Origin of the sequence: Pseudoalteromonas sp. SCSIO 43088, from assembly GCF_023650795.1 — a bacterium.
Lineage (GTDB): Bacteria > Pseudomonadota > Gammaproteobacteria > Enterobacterales > Alteromonadaceae > Pseudoalteromonas > Pseudoalteromonas shioyasakiensis.
Genome location: NZ_CP072675.1, coordinates 841,376 through 857,812, shown reverse-complemented (window position 1 = coordinate 857,812; position 16,437 = coordinate 841,376). Strand labels below are relative to the sequence as shown.

Annotated in this window: 14 protein-coding genes; 9 read left to right on the top strand and 5 right to left on the bottom strand. The window is 39.9% G+C overall.

Translation table 11 applies throughout. From position 1 onward, the window contains the following. Positions 1 to 70 precede the first annotated feature (70 nt). Together J8Z28_RS03930 and J8Z28_RS03925 are read left to right on the top strand one after the other, a co-directional pair. Positions 71 to 2,128, top strand: coding sequence for a TonB-dependent receptor (locus J8Z28_RS03930; protein WP_250659939.1), 2,058 nt, complete (start codon positions 71 to 73; stop codon positions 2,126 to 2,128). 96 nt (positions 2,129 to 2,224) lie between these two features. Continuing rightward, a complete protein-coding gene (locus J8Z28_RS03925) occupies positions 2,225 to 3,415 on the top strand; it encodes an MFS transporter (RefSeq protein ID WP_250659938.1) in 1,191 nt (396 codons plus the stop codon). 8 nt (positions 3,416 to 3,423) lie between these two features. Here the strand turns inward: J8Z28_RS03925 and J8Z28_RS03920 are convergent, their stop codons facing one another. Genes J8Z28_RS03920 through J8Z28_RS03910 form a run of 3 tightly spaced genes read right to left on the bottom strand, consistent with a single transcriptional unit; the run spans position 3,424 to position 7,067 of the window. Continuing rightward, positions 3,424 to 3,834 carry a GFA family protein gene (locus J8Z28_RS03920; protein WP_250659937.1) on the bottom strand — a complete coding sequence of 137 codons (411 nt, stop codon included), beginning with the start codon at positions 3,832 to 3,834 and terminating at the stop codon, positions 3,424 to 3,426. Position 3,835: 1 nt separating this feature from the next. Then, entirely contained in the window at positions 3,836 to 4,849 is a 1,014-nt protein-coding gene (locus J8Z28_RS03915; protein WP_250659936.1) for a fatty acid desaturase, read from the bottom strand. 46 nt (positions 4,850 to 4,895) lie between these two features. After that, positions 4,896 to 7,067, bottom strand: a complete 2,172-nt coding sequence (locus J8Z28_RS03910) for a putative bifunctional diguanylate cyclase/phosphodiesterase (RefSeq protein ID WP_250659935.1) — start codon at positions 7,065 to 7,067, stop codon at positions 4,896 to 4,898. Between the two features lie 1,391 nt (positions 7,068 to 8,458). Between J8Z28_RS03910 and J8Z28_RS03905 the strand changes: the two genes are divergently transcribed. The 4 genes from J8Z28_RS03905 (at position 8,459) to J8Z28_RS03890 (ending at position 12,514) form a co-directional block, all read left to right on the top strand. Further along, the gene (locus tag J8Z28_RS03905; RefSeq protein WP_250659934.1) at positions 8,459 to 9,577 is read left to right on the top strand and encodes a tyrosine-type recombinase/integrase; all 1,119 of its coding nucleotides are present in this window, start codon (positions 8,459 to 8,461) and stop codon (positions 9,575 to 9,577) included. A gap of 191 nt (positions 9,578 to 9,768) precedes the next feature. Continuing rightward, a complete protein-coding gene (locus J8Z28_RS03900; RefSeq protein WP_250659933.1) occupies positions 9,769 to 10,083 on the top strand; it encodes a helix-turn-helix transcriptional regulator in 315 nt (104 codons plus the stop codon). Then, positions 10,080 to 11,999 carry a DUF927 domain-containing protein gene (locus tag J8Z28_RS03895; protein ID WP_250659932.1) on the top strand — a complete coding sequence of 640 codons (1,920 nt, stop codon included), beginning with the start codon at positions 10,080 to 10,082 and terminating at the stop codon, positions 11,997 to 11,999. Before J8Z28_RS03900 ends, J8Z28_RS03895 begins: the two co-directional genes overlap by 4 nt. Positions 12,000 to 12,166: 167 nt before the next feature. Further along, positions 12,167 to 12,514: a hypothetical protein gene (locus tag J8Z28_RS03890; protein WP_250659931.1), complete on the top strand. Its 348-nt coding sequence runs from the start codon at positions 12,167 to 12,169 to the stop codon at positions 12,512 to 12,514. Positions 12,515 to 12,607: 93 nt separating this feature from the next. Here J8Z28_RS03890 and J8Z28_RS03885 read toward each other — a convergent pair whose 3' ends face one another. Then, a complete protein-coding gene (locus J8Z28_RS03885) occupies positions 12,608 to 13,714 on the bottom strand; it encodes a nucleotidyltransferase family protein (RefSeq protein WP_250659930.1) in 1,107 nt (368 codons plus the stop codon). Beyond that, positions 13,711 to 14,310: a Cap15 family cyclic dinucleotide receptor domain-containing protein gene (locus J8Z28_RS03880; protein ID WP_250659929.1), complete on the bottom strand. Its 600-nt coding sequence runs from the start codon at positions 14,308 to 14,310 to the stop codon at positions 13,711 to 13,713. The genes J8Z28_RS03885 and J8Z28_RS03880 overlap by 4 nt, the downstream gene beginning before the upstream one ends. A 167-nt stretch (positions 14,311 to 14,477) precedes the next feature. On the opposite strand from J8Z28_RS03880, the gene J8Z28_RS03875 reads away from it, so the two are divergent. The 3 genes from J8Z28_RS03875 (at position 14,478) to J8Z28_RS03865 (ending at position 16,437) form a co-directional block, all read left to right on the top strand. After that, positions 14,478 to 15,674 carry a site-specific integrase gene (locus J8Z28_RS03875; protein ID WP_250659928.1) on the top strand — a complete coding sequence of 399 codons (1,197 nt, stop codon included), beginning with the start codon at positions 14,478 to 14,480 and terminating at the stop codon, positions 15,672 to 15,674. 94 nt (positions 15,675 to 15,768) lie between these two features. Then, the gene (locus tag J8Z28_RS03870; RefSeq protein WP_250659927.1) at positions 15,769 to 16,128 is read left to right on the top strand and encodes a hypothetical protein; all 360 of its coding nucleotides are present in this window, start codon (positions 15,769 to 15,771) and stop codon (positions 16,126 to 16,128) included. After that, a complete protein-coding gene (locus J8Z28_RS03865; RefSeq protein ID WP_250659926.1) occupies positions 16,129 to 16,437 on the top strand; it encodes a YkvA family protein in 309 nt (102 codons plus the stop codon). It begins immediately after the preceding gene.

Genomic DNA, 16,437 nt, shown 5'->3' with positions numbered 1-16,437 from the left:
GCGAAAGCTTTTACCCATCCTAAAAAGCAGTTACCCTTTGGTTTTTGTTGTACCTAACCAAAGGGTTTTCATGAAGTTGTCGATACTCTCAGTGCTTGTGAGCACCTCATTGTTTAACCATCAAGCTTTCGCTAATAATGAGCTAGAACATATTACAACGACCGCCTCGCGCAGCGAAGTGTTGGCAGATCCTTTGCCTGTTGTGGTCAGCAGTATTTCACAAAAGCAACTGGCGCTTATCGCTCCTACTCATATTGAACAAGCCCTTAAGCAAGTGGCCGGTGCTAATCTTCAACACGGTAATGGCCAGGAGTATTTACCCGCTTTACGTTCACCTGTACTTTCTGGCGCAGGTGCATGCGGTGGCTTACTTACTGCTGAAGATGGTATTCCACTTCGCGCAGCTGGTTTTTGCAACATCAATGAGTTATTCGAAGCCCACACTGAAATGGCTGAACGTATCGAAGTACTGAAAGGCCCGGGCTCTGCTCTTTACGGTTCAAACGCAGTCCATGGTGTAGTCAACGTGATCACGCCAGATACAACCTATGACCACAACCAACTTGGTTTTGATTACGGCTCGTTTGGCTACACTCGCTACAAACTTGGTACGGGCCGTGACTTTGGCCAGCAAGGTTTAGGCATTAATGCCACGATCACCCGAGATACGGGTTATCGTGATGACGAAAGTGTTGATCAAGAAAAGCTATCACTGCGTCACCGTTTTGATGGCGAAAAACTAAGTGTAAATACAGGCCTGACTTACACCCATTTAGATCAACAAACGGCTGGTTACATAGAAGGCTTTGAAAGCTATAAGGATGAGCAAATAGCTCAGTCTAATTTTGATCCTGATGCATTTCGTAAAGCTCGCTCTTTGCGTGTTTGGTCCAAGCTAAATTGGACACAAGATGAGGCTAACAGCTTTACCCTAACGCCTTATATCCGCGATCAAAACATGACCTTCTTTAAGCACTTTTTACCGGGTACTCCCCTTGAAGAAAATGCTCAGCAAGGTGTTGGCCTTCAATCAAGCTGGCAGCATAAGTTAACAGGCTCTAGCCTCTTAACAGTTGGCTTTGATGGTGAGCTTACGGATGCTGATTTTTTACAATATCAGTATAGCCCAACTGAAGGCTCAGCGTTTTTAGTTGCCACCGTGCCTCAAGGAAAACATTATGATTATCAAGTAACAAGCACCCTATTAGCACCGTTTGTGAATCTTGATTGGCAACTTGATGAGTTACTCATCAGCCTTGGTGGTCGATACGAGCGTATGCGTTATGACTACGACAACCATATGTTGGCTGGTCGCACAAAAGAAGATGGCACAGCATGCGCAATGGGCGGATGCCGCTATTCTCGACCAGAAAGCGGCGAAAATCGCTTTACTAACTTTTCGCCTAAGCTTGGTTTAAGCTATCAATATGCTGATAACCAGTTTATCTACGCCAATGCTTCAGAAGGTTATCGAGCACCGCAAGCGGCAGAGCTTTATCAGTTACAACGCGAACAAAATGTCGCAGATCTTAAATCTGAAACAGCTAAAAACCTCGAGCTAGGTTTAAAAGGTCAACAAGCACAACTGCATTATGTAGTTAGCATTTATGCAATGAATAAAAAGAACACGATTTTCCGCGACAGTGATTTTTATTACGTCAATGATGGCCAAACCCAGCACCGTGGTGTTGAGCTAGAGTTAGCTTATGCCATTACGCCAAGCTTATCGATGCAGTTAGCCGCGAGCCACGCCAAGCATACATACAGTTATGACCAATTGCTCAGTGGGGTTAATATCAATGGCAACCTCATTGATACTGCACCACGTAACATCGCAAACTTACAGCTACTTTGGCAAGCAAACGACATCACGCGTGTTGGGCTTGAGCTACATACCACCAGCAGCTACTTTACTGATCCTGAAAACCAGCATAGCTACGAAGGTCACTCATTAGTAAACTTAAGAGCGGCGTGGCAGCTATCAGCTAACTTTACTGTGACTGCACGTATAAACAATTTAACCGACGAACGTTATGCAGAGCGCGCTGACTACACAACATTTAGTGGCGATCGCTACTTTCCGGGTAGACCGCGCAACGCCATGTTATCAGCAAGTTATCAGTTTTAAATAACCGCATTATTTGGTGAGCTATCTCATAGTTCACCCACGCTGTTTAGTGTTTTGGTATGATAAATGTATCTATTGCTATAGTTCCTAAACAGCGTGTCATCTTCTCAAAATCTAATTCGTAACCTTCTTTTAGTGCTGGGCATTTTTCTTATTGCAGCCAGTTTGCGAGCCCCTATCACTGGTATTGCTCCAGTACTTGAACAGATCATTGATCAATTTAAGTTAAATGCATCGCAAGCAGGCATGTTGACGACTTTACCTTTAATTGCATTTGCTATTGCTTCACCTATGGCAGCAAGCCTTGCTAAAAAATATGGCCTTGAAGTATCACTTTTCATTGCCCTTGTATTAATAGGCATAGGGGTTGTCTCTCGTGTTATTGATTCTGCCACCGTATTATTTATTGGCACTGCAGTGATTGGTGTCGGTATCGCGATTGGTAATGTGTTATTGCCAAGCCTGATAAAACGAGACTTTCCACACAAAGTGGCAGTAATGACGTCTAGTTATGTTTTGGCAATGGGCATATTTGGTGGCAGCTATTCAGCACTCATCATTCCGCTGGCTGAGTATAAAGAACTTGGTTGGCAATTGGCGCTTGCCAGTTATGCCTTATTGGTTGTGCTAGCTATTGTGGTGTGGTTACCACAACTTAAGCAACATACCATGCCAAAACAGGCATCCGTTTCAAACAGTACACAAAGCAAAATTTGGCACTCTGCACTTGCTTGGCAAATTACGTTATTGCTCGGCTTTAACTCATTTTTCACTTATATCATGCTAGGTTGGCTACCTAGCATTTTAATAGAAGGCGGCCACAGTGCGCAGCACGCGGGTGCTTTGCAAGGCGCCTTTCAAGTAGCCTCAGCGCTACCAGGTATTGTGCTTATTCCACTACTTGCCAAATTAAAAGATCAACGCATCTTAACCCTAAGCTTGGCATTACTTGGCGCGCTTTGTTCTGTTGGATTATTAGTTGCGCCTAGCTTTGCGATGCTTTGGTCAGTCACCTTAGGTTTTTGCTCAGGTGCCTGTTTTATATTGGGCTTATCATTTGTAAGCCTGCGCACTCATGACTCAATGCAAGCTGCAGCGTTATCGGGTATGGCACAATGTATCGGGTATTTATTGGCTGCAACAGGCCCTATTATTGCGGGCGCCTTACATAGTTATTTTAATAACTGGGCAGGAGCACTTTGGCTGTGTATTGCATCTAGCCTGTTGTGTGCTTTATTTGGTTACTTAAGCGGCCGAAATATCACTATCGACCAACAAGAGAAATAAAACCGCAGCTACTTAGGTGCGGTTTCAAAGGCACTCATATTACTTAGGTTATCTAGCCAAGGTTTATATGAGCGATACCAAATATGCGCTTTTGGAATAAGCTCATCAGCTTGCTCTACGGCGCCAATACGTAAGCCATAAATACGCTCGCCAGCTCCTACAGAAGTCGCGTACAAGGCTGTACCACAGTTACCACAAAACCCTTGCGCACGCTGATTACCACTCTCGGCAATTTTTATATATTCTTTTGGCTCAGCACCTGTAAAAGTAATCCCATCAGGCACAGACACAACAACAGTACGAAATGGCGCACCCGAGATAATTTGACAGTCAGTGCAGTGACAGTTAATCACTTTATTTTCATCCACTTCTGCGTGATAAGTTACCTCACCACAATGACAACGACCAGTGACCTTCATATTAAACTCCTTGTTGAGATGATTGCCCTTTTACAGGGTAATGATTAGCCTGTTTTAAGCTTTGTAAGTCATTAAAACGTACCCCGTTTTGGGCCATAATAGGACGTATTTTTTTGCTGATCAATTGTCTAATGTAAAAGGGCTGATTCGGCACAAAATGATGGATTGTATGGGTTCGGCCAAAATCAAAACAAAATAGCTGAAACGGTAAAAACCAGCGGCTGGTGATCACATGTGTTTGCTCAAGCAAATTATTTACACCGCCATAGTAATGCATTGAAGATGTCACTAAGTTAAGAGAACTAGAACGAATAATATTAGGCACGATAAGTACCACCATTAAAAACTCTGCCATCGCCAATAACTCAGCTCCCCAATCTGGCAATGTAAATGGCTGCAAAAACTGCACAGCGTAATAAGCAATTACCCCATAAAGAATCGCAAAATATGCGGTTGCAATCGGAAAGCCCGCATTAAATACCCGTAAAAACTTAAAACCGCTAATTTCTTTACTAAATCGCTTGGTATTAACTAGCAAACCTAGCAAGCCATCAGTGATGACCAAGGCTCTCAAAAATGGCGATTTAATGCCATTGCCCACCAAACGCTCTTCTAAGTCTTGCGACGTGCCAGATACTTTATGGTGATGTAAATGAATCTTTCTGCGATACCAAGGATTAACCGTATTTGGCCGCATAAGCCACACGGTTAACATCATAAAGTTATGTATAAAAGGACGATTACTAAAGTACTGCTTGTGGATAAGGTCATGCTCAAGCTCATGCGATACCGAGGTAATAAAGGCAACCAGAATGATACACAGCCACGAGGGAATAACCGCTAAGTAATAAAGTGTTGCAACACCGATTAGTGAGCACAACGACATCAGCAGAATAAACATCGCAAGTGTATTTTGCTGGTTGAGTATAGGGAAACGCGCTCTAAGCGACTGCTCTTCGGCCTTAATGGCTGTAACAATCGCCTTTATGTTTTGCTTTGCGGTTAATTCTGACATCACAAGCTTTGCTAACTGTTTGATGTCAAAATCATACCGTAATTACCTACTGCTCTCGAGAAAATTGCGTTAAAAATGGAATTACATCATTTGCTGGCAATGGTTTAGAAAAGTAATAGCCTTGTATATAGTCACAACCGGCTTCGGTTAGCACAGCCAATTGCTCGCGCTCTTCAACCCCTTCAGCAACGACTTTAATACCCAAAACACGACTCATTTGGATAATCGATTTAACCAGCGCTTCGTCGCCTAAATCAACATGTACTTCATCAATAAATGACTTATCTAGTTTAAGTACATCAACCGGAAAGCGACGCAAGTAGCTAAGAGACGAATAACCCGTACCAAAATCATCTAATGAAATTAAACACCCAGCTTGCTTCAACTGCTTTAACACATCGAGATGGTTAGTATTTTCTGGCGCTAAAACACTCTCAGTTAATTCAAATGAAATTTGTGATGGTTTAACCCCTTGCCCTTTAATAATCTCAAGCCATGCATTACGTTCAGGGTTAAACTCAGTAAATTCAAATAAAGAACGGTTCACATTAAAAACAAAGTTTTCATAACCTTGTGCTTCTAACGCCTTTATTTGCTGGCAGGTTTTAATCAATACAAGTTCACCGAGGGGAATAATCACCCGCGACTCTTCTGCAAGCGGAATAAACTCAGCAGGTGATACCCATTGCCCTTGGTTGTTCCATCGCACTAAACTTTCGAATTTAGCGACCGTATTATTTTCAATATCAATAATAGGTTGAAAATACACTTCTATGTCGTTGTTCTTTACGGCTTGTGTAAGCTGCTCAACCAGTAAATTATGCTTTTTGACCTTGTTATCCATCTCTTTGCAGAAAAACAGATACTCATCGCCTGTTTGTTTTGCATTTAAGGTGGCAAGCTCAGCTTGGCGAACTAAACGACGGGCTATTTTTTCGATATCTTCTTGTGAAGTCGCCGTTCCTGCTTGTTCAAATTGGCTAATACCCAGCGTAACTGACACCTGCTGACTTATACCGCCAATAGATACAGGCTCAACAAGTAACGCGGTAATTTGTTTACAAACATGCTCAAGTTCACTGACATGCTGATAAGTTTGTAAAATTGCAAAACTATCACCATCGATACGCGAAAAAGCAGATTCTTTAAAGCTGCTATTTAGTCGCTCTGAAAGCTCGCATAAAACCTTATCGCCAAAGGTTAAGCCGTAAACTGTGTTGATATCTTGGAACTTATCAACATCAAAGTAGATCACGGCTAGATTAGTATTCTCATCATCTTGATAAGACAAAGATGATAGCAACTGGCATAAGTACTCTTTAAAGTAAAATCGATTAGTTAAACCGGTGAGTTGATCGTGGTTTGCATGAAAATAGATTTTCTGCTCAGCTTCTTTTTTCTCGGTGATATCTAAAATAAACGCCACATAGCAATCTTCACCATTATTTTGCATTTTGGTTATCGATAAAAACTGCGTGTACAACTTACCTTGTTTGGTTTTATTGGTGATTTCACCAGACCACTTACCCTCAGTGTTAATTTGGTGCCACATTGCTTTATAAAAATGCGGGTCATACTTGTTTGAGCTTAAAATTTTAGGATTTTGCCCTAAGACTTCATCCAATGAATAACCCGTCATTTTAGTAAATGCGGTATTCGCGTAAGTAATTTGCACATTGTGGTCGCAAATAAAAATTGCTTCGTGGCTTTGCTCAATCAATTGGTTTGCAAAATCAAGTTTAGCTATAAAGCGATCTTTTTCGATTTCTCGCTGGATAAGACCAGTAAATAACGAGAAAAAAGACTCAATTTGCATCGCATCATTTATTTCATGCTGAAATAGCGCGACAAGAATGGTATCGGTTTTACCCGATATACTTTGTAAAGGCACACCCACATAGGCTTCGATACCCATATCAACGAGCATCTGATCATCTGGGAATAACTGCTGAACACCCGAGCTGAAACTAGAGATACTGCCACAGCTGACATCGTTACAAGGCGTACAGCGTATATCGTAACTGATGTTTTCAACAATTTCGTCATGCGCACACAAAGCGATAGTCGTTGCATGCAAAGTTGACTCATCGACTTGCGCTAAAAAAACATGAGAAGCACCAAGCACTTCTGATAAAGACAAGCATATCGCATTATAAAAGTTCTCACTTTTAAGATTTGAAATACTTTCAACAATACGCTTTAAGTCGTATGTACCCACGCTAAGCTACCTTACCCGATAATGTGCACTAAGTGATTGACTTCACTTATACTTAAGGCCACAAATTGTATTATAAGATGTATTCAAACACCATCGTACTCTAGTCTTAAACGATTAATTTTCAACCAAATAAACACACTTTTTACAGGGTTATTTTTAGATTAAGCATAGTTTGAACTTGACCGCTTAGAAATAGAACAAAAGTTGCTTTAATAGAGGCTGAATTGGTACTTAGATTTGAGTTATTAGCTCTGGGTGCTAGGTACTAGGCTTTAGGCAAAATGTACCCGTTGGAATGGCTTTATACCAATTCGCTTAATTAAGTGGTCTATTTTGAGGCAATAAAACCTCGTTGATAACAAGGCAAAAATTTCGTTATTTAGTTGTTCTAAATCAGAAATTTTTAACGCAGGTAGCGACAGGTTTAATCCCTCAAGATGATTAAGTATTATTGCGGATTGGTATTAGCCATGAATTATATTTTTCAGCATTGCTGGTTCGGCAGTAAACTACCTCCTACAATACTTTACGAATTGAATTGCTGAGGGTGGTTTCAAAACCCAACCACCGCACCGCTCTAGCTAAAAACTGACAGCTGATGGCTGATGGCTGGGGTTTTTCAGGCATAAAAAAACCCTAACCAATTGGCTAGGGTTCAAAAGTGGTACCAGTAGGCGGACTTTTACTTATTCCAGTGCCACGCCCTGCGTGGCGCTCAAGTCCGCTAACTACTTTTTTCAGGCATAAAAAAACCCTAACCAATTGGCTAGGGTTCAAAAGTGGTACCAGTAGGCGGACTTGAACCGCCACGCCCGAAGGCAACGGATTTTGAATAAATCACAATGACCTATACGTTACTAGCTATTCGTAGATATTTATGGCCTAAGTTTACAATGTACTACCATTTTATTACCTACCTATGGACCGTAATTGACGCATATCTACCCAGATATTTCCCAGACATCATTATCCATCAATAGTATTTACGAGTTACTTTCGGTTAGGTACTACATTTTTAATTAGATTCTTTTTATCGAAAATCATGACTTCATATCACTAATAGTTTTAAGTAGTGTTTGTTTTATGTACTGCGATTTTTAAGAAAATACTCAAATATGTTCATATTCGCAAAGTGCAAAATGAAAGGGTATCGATGGGACGACACTAACCATTTAAAGCAAACTCCATACCAAAAAAAACAAAGGTTAGCGAACGCAAACCCTATAAACCTTACCACTAAGGGATCCAACATATTTAACACTTGTGTATCACTTAGGTTTGTATTTTAATGCACCACCTAAGCGAATGAGTCTTAGTGAAAAGTTCTTTAACAATTTGGATTAAAATAAGGTTTTAACGTGGGTAGGAAAATTAACCTAACGCGTGAGAACTTGCGAAAATTAGTTGAGTCTGGTTTACCAGAAGGAAAGAAACAGATTGAATACTCAGATAGTAAAACATCTGGTCTCAGTATGATTCATTATGCTTCTGGCAACTTGGTATTTTACTTTTCTTTATCTTATAGAAAAAGAAGATACCGCGACAGATTGGGTGATGCAGAAACACTTAAAATATCAGAAGTGAGATGTTTAGCTAACGAAATGCGAGCAGCAATACAAAAGGGTTTAGATCCTATTGGTACTCGTAAGTTGGCTCAAATGTTATTCTCAGATCTTGTAGAGCTATACCAAGCCGAAACAAAGGCTAAGAAGCTTTCATGGGATTCTGATGACTCTAAGTTTAGGAATTACTTACTACCTTACTTTGGTAGCAAACAACTTAGTGCGATTACCCGTACTAGTATTGAACGCTACCATGCTCAACTAACGGAAAAATTGTCAGCTGCTAGTGCTAATAGGCATCTGTCTTTACTCAAAGCGATTTTCACGCACTCAGTGGACAAGCTACGAGTATTGAAAGAATCGCCAGCTAAAGGCATCGCTAATTTTCCCGAAAAGCAGGTTCAACGCAAGTACTTTAACAGTGAAGAGTTGCAAATACTCTTGCCTGAACTACAACGCGAAAGTAATTTAGAAGCTCAAAACATTTTGAAATTCATGTTACTGACAGGTTGTAGAAGAAACACAGCTAGAACGGCTAAGTTGGAACACTACGACTCACATAATGGCACATTGCTAGTCGAAATGACGAAAAGCGGTGAAGGATGCTATTTAGTGCTAAGTGAGCCAGCAAAAGTAATCATAGAACAGCAATGTTTAAAACATGGCAATTCAGGGTACATATTTCGAGGAATCGATATGAAATCACAAATATCTTGTCCTAGTGCTGTACTCAAACGAGTCTGCCGCAAAGTAGGCTTACAAGAGAGAGGCTGCCATGCAATGAGGCACACTTTCGCTGTTCAATTGCTGGAGTTAGGCTGTAGTAGTTATCAACTACAAGTAGCTCTACACCATCGTTCGAGTGCTAGTACCGCTGTTTATTCAGCTATTAGCAACCAAAAGCAGAGTCAAATTTCAAATGACTACGCCAAAAAATTGGGTCTTTAGTATCCAATGATCTCAATGAACGCTTTTTCACAACGAAAAAATCAATGAGGCTGTTTAACAGCTCAACATGTAACGTAAATCAAGTATGGGAGTACCTAGGGTTATTAGTATGGAACTGGTATTGGGAAGACAAGCTGTCACACTCTAGAAATGACAATACTTGATGTAAGTGAAAAATATCAGTAGTTGAGATGTTTCCTGATTTATTCGGTAGTAATTTTACTACTACCGCTGCATTGGGGATTATCATGAGAAATAATGATCAATCTATTGAAGTAAGAAACAAAGCCACCGAGCTTTACAAGCAATGGTTAACCGAGAGAGAAGCGGCAGAATACTTAAATGTATCGCCATCTTTTCTTGCAAAGCAGAGAGCTTATGGGGAGAAAAGTGAAATCATTCCATATGTCCGTCTGTCAAAGAAGTGCATCAGGTATGACTTTAACCAACTTCAATGTTGGTTGAATGCTCAAATTGAAGCTTTCAAAGATGAGGTTACCGCATGAGCCACCTACCCACCTTAACCTTAGAAGAAAATGGAAAACAGGAACAACCTACGGGCTACCCTTGTTTTGATGGAAAAATGTTTGCTGTTGATCCAAGTGGCAATTTAAACCAATTTTGTGATCAACCGTTAATACCTATAGCAAGAAACCGCTCTGTAGATGGTGTTAGTCATAATGGTGTCATTCTTGGTTTTAGCTCAAATGGTAAGGAGCAAGAAATTATTATAGATATGAAGAAAATCTATGGTGATTTTAATTCGGTGCTTGCTGAGTTAGCTGACAAAGGCATAAACATTCTTACCAAAAGAACTAATGACTTTAAACGCTACTTGCAGCAAGTGACTCTTATGCCTTATCTACCAGTACGTTACGTGATTACTACAACGGGTTTTGTTGAAGATTACTTAGTTTATTCTATTGGTAAGCTAGTGCTAATGGCTGAGTCGGTAAAGAAGTCAAATAAAGACTTCACCTACAGACCCAAGAAAGGCAAACCAGCAGACGGACTTATCGTTCAAGGTGATTTAGAAGGCTATGTTGAGAATGTACTCAAGCAATGTCTTACAGAACCGCAAAAGTTCGCTATTTGTGTTGGCCTTGCCGCACCTTTAGCTGAACTTATGAGCTTAGAAGGGTCAGGATTTCACGTCTTTGGCCCTTCAGGATCAGGCAAGAGTACCATACTACAAGCTATGGCAAGTGTTATGGGATCAGGTAGCGAGCCAGGAGATGGTTCTACCGAATCGTTCATCATCTCATGGTCATCTACCTCAAACGGTATGGAGGCATTGACTACGGAACGTTCAGGGCTTGGTGTTTGTATTGACGAGTTAGGTGCGTTTAGATCATCCAACCTTAGCTCTGCACTTTACAAAATATTGTCAGGTGCAGGAAAAGCAAGGATGACGTCTAACTACCAAGTAGCTGAGCAACAAAAAGCTTCTGTTCTGATGTTAAGTACTGGCGAATTATCCATCGAAGACAAGCTGAGACAAAGTAAATCACCTATTAATGCAGGTCTATTAGCACGACTTCCTAGTATGTTGATTGAACCATCACACATGGCTCTTGAAAGCGAATCTCATAGCGAAACAGCTCAACGAATTGAAAGATTCAAAGATAGCTGCAACGCTTATGGAGGGCATCTAGGAGCATCATTTGTTCAACACTTACTTGATGCTTACGAAAGTAAAGCAGAGCTTGAACATGAAATACGTGAGCAATGGGAAGCTATTGTTGAACAGTTATCTGACTATGCCGTAAATAGCATTCAGAGGCGTGTAATTCGTCGTTTTGCTCTAGTTCTTGTTGCTGGTCTTCTTGCTCATAGTTTTGGCTTACTACCATGGTCTGAGGAAGAAATAAGTGACGCAATTGTCTTCATGATAGACCGTTGGCAAGCCAATATTGAAATGGGCAAAAGTGATCTAGAGCGTGTTATTGATGGACTGAAAGATTGGTGTCGTCAGAACTTTCATAAGTTACCTGATTCTTACTCGACTAAGATAAAAGGTAGTGTTGATGGTTACCGATACAATGATCAGTGCATATTACTATTACCTGAGATATTTCGAGGTCTATGTAATGATGTTACGCCGTCACAAGTCGGTAATAAGCTAAAAGAACTTGGCGTCCTTACACATGATAGTGATAAGCAACAGTACAGAGTCACAATACCCAGTATTGGTAAAAGGCAGTATTTCTACTGTATTGACTATGAATTCATTGGTGACACCTTACCAACTGATCCACTAGATGAGGATATTGAGGCAGAATCTGATAGCAATATAGTTGACAAAATACTCCAAGAGCCTCAAGACGACGATGATCAAAGCTTTTATGAACAAGGTCAATATGCACATATACCAAGTGACGAAGAGCTTATCATTGACAAGATGCTTGCCGACGAAGAATAGGTTTATTGGCGGAGCTCTAACCTCCGCGTAACCCCTAACATTTTGGACACAGCGTTGTTCAATCCCCTTTTTACAAATTCCATTTTCCCTGTTGTTTACTAGGTGTTTTAACCAAAACCCCGAAACCCCTATTGATGTGCAACAGGCTAAGGTTAAGAGAGAAAATTATGACTTACGAACACACAGACCGAGATTTCGAGACACCTGATTCATACGTTGGTAATTACTACCAAGGTCAAATGCAGAATTCAGAACAATACAGTACAGATGTTTGCTTTGGCTATTTTGATGAGGATGAAAGAAAGCCTGCAATGATACTAGGATGCGGAGTTCAAGATTTCAGGATTAACGTTAAGACAGCTTACCTTTTACGTAAGATGCTGAAAGAAAATCCACTGCTATTAGATCACTTTTTAGATGACTGGCTTTTAGCCAATGCAGATCCAGAAAAAGCATCACTTGGTAGTTCTGGTAGCAATAAGCCTAAAAGACGTGTTGCTCCTAGACCAAAATAGTAACTTGTTTTAACAGGAGAAAACTAAGCCCAAGGTTAATCGCCTTGGGCTTTTTTATGTCACACTATATGCCGCTGTATGCAGTTGAAAAATTTAAAAAATCGCTTTATCTGTTAGAGTACTTGATTCATATGTTGTGGCAAAAGGACGCAGCTCTTTAAAGATAGATTTTGCTAGGTCATCCATTTCACTTTCCAATATTTTGAGAGCCTCAAATTTATCTTCACTATCAAATATTTTCCGACTCCCATCAGGCACCATAACTAAGTCCCGTAATCTCTGAGACAAGACTAACATGCTTAAATTTTCTCGTGTCTTTTCAACTAACCCTAAGGTCATGTATGTTGGTAAGTTAAGATCCTTATCCATTTGATAACCTATCGCGGCTAAATCATAACTGCTAAGTTTTTTAGCTACCCTTTTTTTATAATCAGGCATGTCTGCAATCATGTTCTTCATTAGCCTCACTACTCGTTTAAGGTTTCCTGAATAACTATTATCTCGATCATTAACTCTTTTGATGTGGAGGAAAGGCCAATTGAGTAAAAGTTTATGTTCTTGTTTATTGTAAATTTTAACACCACGATCAAACTCTTGATTTGAATGTTGATAAGCGTGAGAGTTATACCAACAACTAGGAACTATATCTACCTTACGTTGTAGGCTTCCCCCCTCTAGAGCAATCGACTTGTTTCCATTACAATTAACTGTCGCTTCTGGGTAGCGAGATGTAAGTTTTACTTCTGACGTTAATCTTAATTCCCTTATTATGTCTTCCATAGAGCGCTTATCCGAAGCAAAACAAGTTGAGCCATCTACCGTTGGCATTTGAACTTGAACTGTGCTGGTTAGTATAATTAACATATCTACATCAGAATGCCCTTCAATATGAACATCTAATGCTACAGAGCCTTGAAGCCGTTTAGTCGCTGAAATACCAGCAGTAGATAGACTTGAAATTAAAGTATCTGCAACACGGTTTCCTTCACGAACTGAAACATCCGTTGATTGCTGGCTAACTGCTGCCATAGCTCCAATAGCATATTTAACCCCATTAGCTTCAGTTAATGCTTCATAACTTTCCCGTGTTCTGTAATCACCAGAGTCCCATGAATTATAACCTTTTTCTAATAGTATTCGCTCTCTAGTGCCTTGTCTTCTGTCTTTAAGACTCTTTAGTCTGTTTTCAAAGTTAATCATCCATTTTCCCTTTCAAGCTGCATAACACCATACGTACGACGACCATTACTATTAAAGTATGTTGCTTTACCAATTTTCAAATCTTTATCTATTTCAAGTTCGCAGAAACCTTTATGTGAATTTAATTCATGGGATTGCTCTAGTTCAGGTTCGTTTCGATAACTGTAACTAAGAATCCAGCCTCCTCTAACACCAAACCTTTTAGACAAAGTAGCAGTATAACTTTGACTTTGGCTTGATTTTGTCTTGATATTAATACTTATCTGCTTCCAGTTTTGTTCTATATCTAGCTTTGCTGGCCATTCATATTTCGTATTTCCATTTTCATCAAGCGTTTGTCCATTGATATTCCAAATTCCGCTTATATTAGGAATCTGAAACCATTTAATCTTCCATAAAATATTATTAAAAAGCCAATGTAATGCTAAATAAACAACACCTGTTGCAACTGTTGCTTTTGAAAAGGCTTCCCAGCCAGTTGTTGATCCTAACCAAGTAAGTACTTGAGAAGCACCACCAGCAGCAACTATCGCTAAAAACCCAAGCCATCGTCCGATATTAGCTCTGTCATGTCCAAACACGGCGTAATCATGCATATGTTATCCCTTGAGTTTTTAATAGGTAATATTGATCATATATGGGTATGCATTATAGTAAATCAAGCTTCTTTGAACGATAATTGCACAATTTTAAAAAGGTGATCTAAAGCCTTTTTGACATATATATCAAAACCTTGGTTATAACCAAACTAATCGAGGTTTTTATGCAAAAGAAAAAGTTCAAGTTCACTAATGCCAGTATCAAAGCATTACCTGCCAATCCAGTAGAGTCAAAAAGTACTGAATGTGAATATGCAGATACTGAAATCATTGGTCTAAAGTGTTTGTCGGGTAAATCAGGTAACAAGCGCTGGATGCTGCGTTACACCATGGAAGGCAGAAAACACGCTATCACACTAGGTCGATTTCCTGATTTAGATGTTACTGCTGCACGTAATATTGCCAAAAAACATAAGGTACAGATTGCCGAAGGTATCAATCCAAAAACTAAGCGTGATGGTTATCTTGGCATGCCTACCGTTGGTGATTTCTTTCACCAAACATATTTGCCGTTAGCGCAAAAACGTAAGAAGTCATGGAAAGATGATGTTCAACGTTTCAAGAGCTTTTGTGGTGGTATTGCTTTAATCCCCTACGACAAATTAAAAGCGATTGATGTTCAGGATATTCAAAATCAAATGATGATTGAGATTGACGGAGAGTCGAAGTACAAGCCTGCAACATGTAATCGAGTTATTGCGTTAATAAAAACTATCGGTTCTTTATCTGAGCGGTTACTTGACATACCTAATGTCGCCTCTAGGGTATCTCAATTACCTGAAAATAATATGCGAACACGTTTTTGTTCTGTTGACGAAGTACGTCGGATCATCAAGGAAGCATTGGCTTATCATCACAAACCAAGTGGTGCCTACATTGCTATGTTGTTTCTAACAGGTTGCCGTGCATCTGAAATGCGCTTTCGTAAGTGGAAAGATATTAACTATCAGCAACGAACACTTACCATCGACAAAACCAAAAATGGTACACCGCACATTGTTTACTTAACGGATATGATGATGGCAATTTTAGATGATTTAACTAAAGTTGCTGGTAATGAGTTTATCTTTGCAGGCACCAAAAAGAACAAACCTGTTTGCGCAAGTCGATGGGCTTTTGATTTGATCAAGGAACGGGCAGGTATTGAAAACCCAAACGAAGTAGTATTCCATACAGCGAGACACTCTATTGCCTCTAACCTGTTAAGTCATGCAAATCAGACACATGCAGACATTCGATCTGTACAAGAATTGCTCAACCACAAGAGTATTCAAAGCACTATGCGATATGCCAAACTGAGTATTGAACGCCAGCGGCAGACCTCTGAAAGTATGGAGTCTTTACTTGAAAGCACCCAGTAACTAACCCCCTTTTATCCATATATCACTTCAATGATGAACCAAGCCAATACCTTTTCGGGTATTGGCTTTTTTAGTTTCTATACGGAGAAATTTTATGCAACTAGTCAATCACTGGCCTAATGAAAGTGATATTTCACTACCAGAAGAAGTTAAGCAAGCATTGTTAGCACATCTTATCGAACCATTTGGAGATCAAGAAAGTGCTAAAACTTTTTGGCAAGAATACCCATCCATGATCATTGTAATTACAGAAAATGATACTAACGATCCCTTACTATTGCTTGATGACGAAATTCAGCACCAAATCGAATTTGCACATAACCACCCTGAGTACAAAGAGCACCTTTCAACAAATTACATTATCAAGTTATCTATAACCAATGATGAAGGTAACGGGGTTTATCTTATTGCACCTGTAGGTTTTGAATTACCAAATTCAATTAAGGTGAAGTAAATGGCTAAGCTCTCTCACGATAAAGCATGGGGCAAATTTAAACAGCTCAAAGGTTTCAAAAAATTGATCGAATGTGCGTTAGTACTTTATGCCTTGGTACTTGATGGTGATACGCCACTCTGGGTTAAGACCTTAGCAATTTCTGCTCTTATTTACCTCATTACACCTGTAGATACTGTTCCAGATTTAATTCCTGTATCTGGTTTAGCTGACGACCTCAGCGTACTTGTAGCAGCATTAGCTTCGTTACAGACACAAGTAAAACCTCATCACAGAAAACAAGCACAAAACCTGTTCAACCAACTTTAA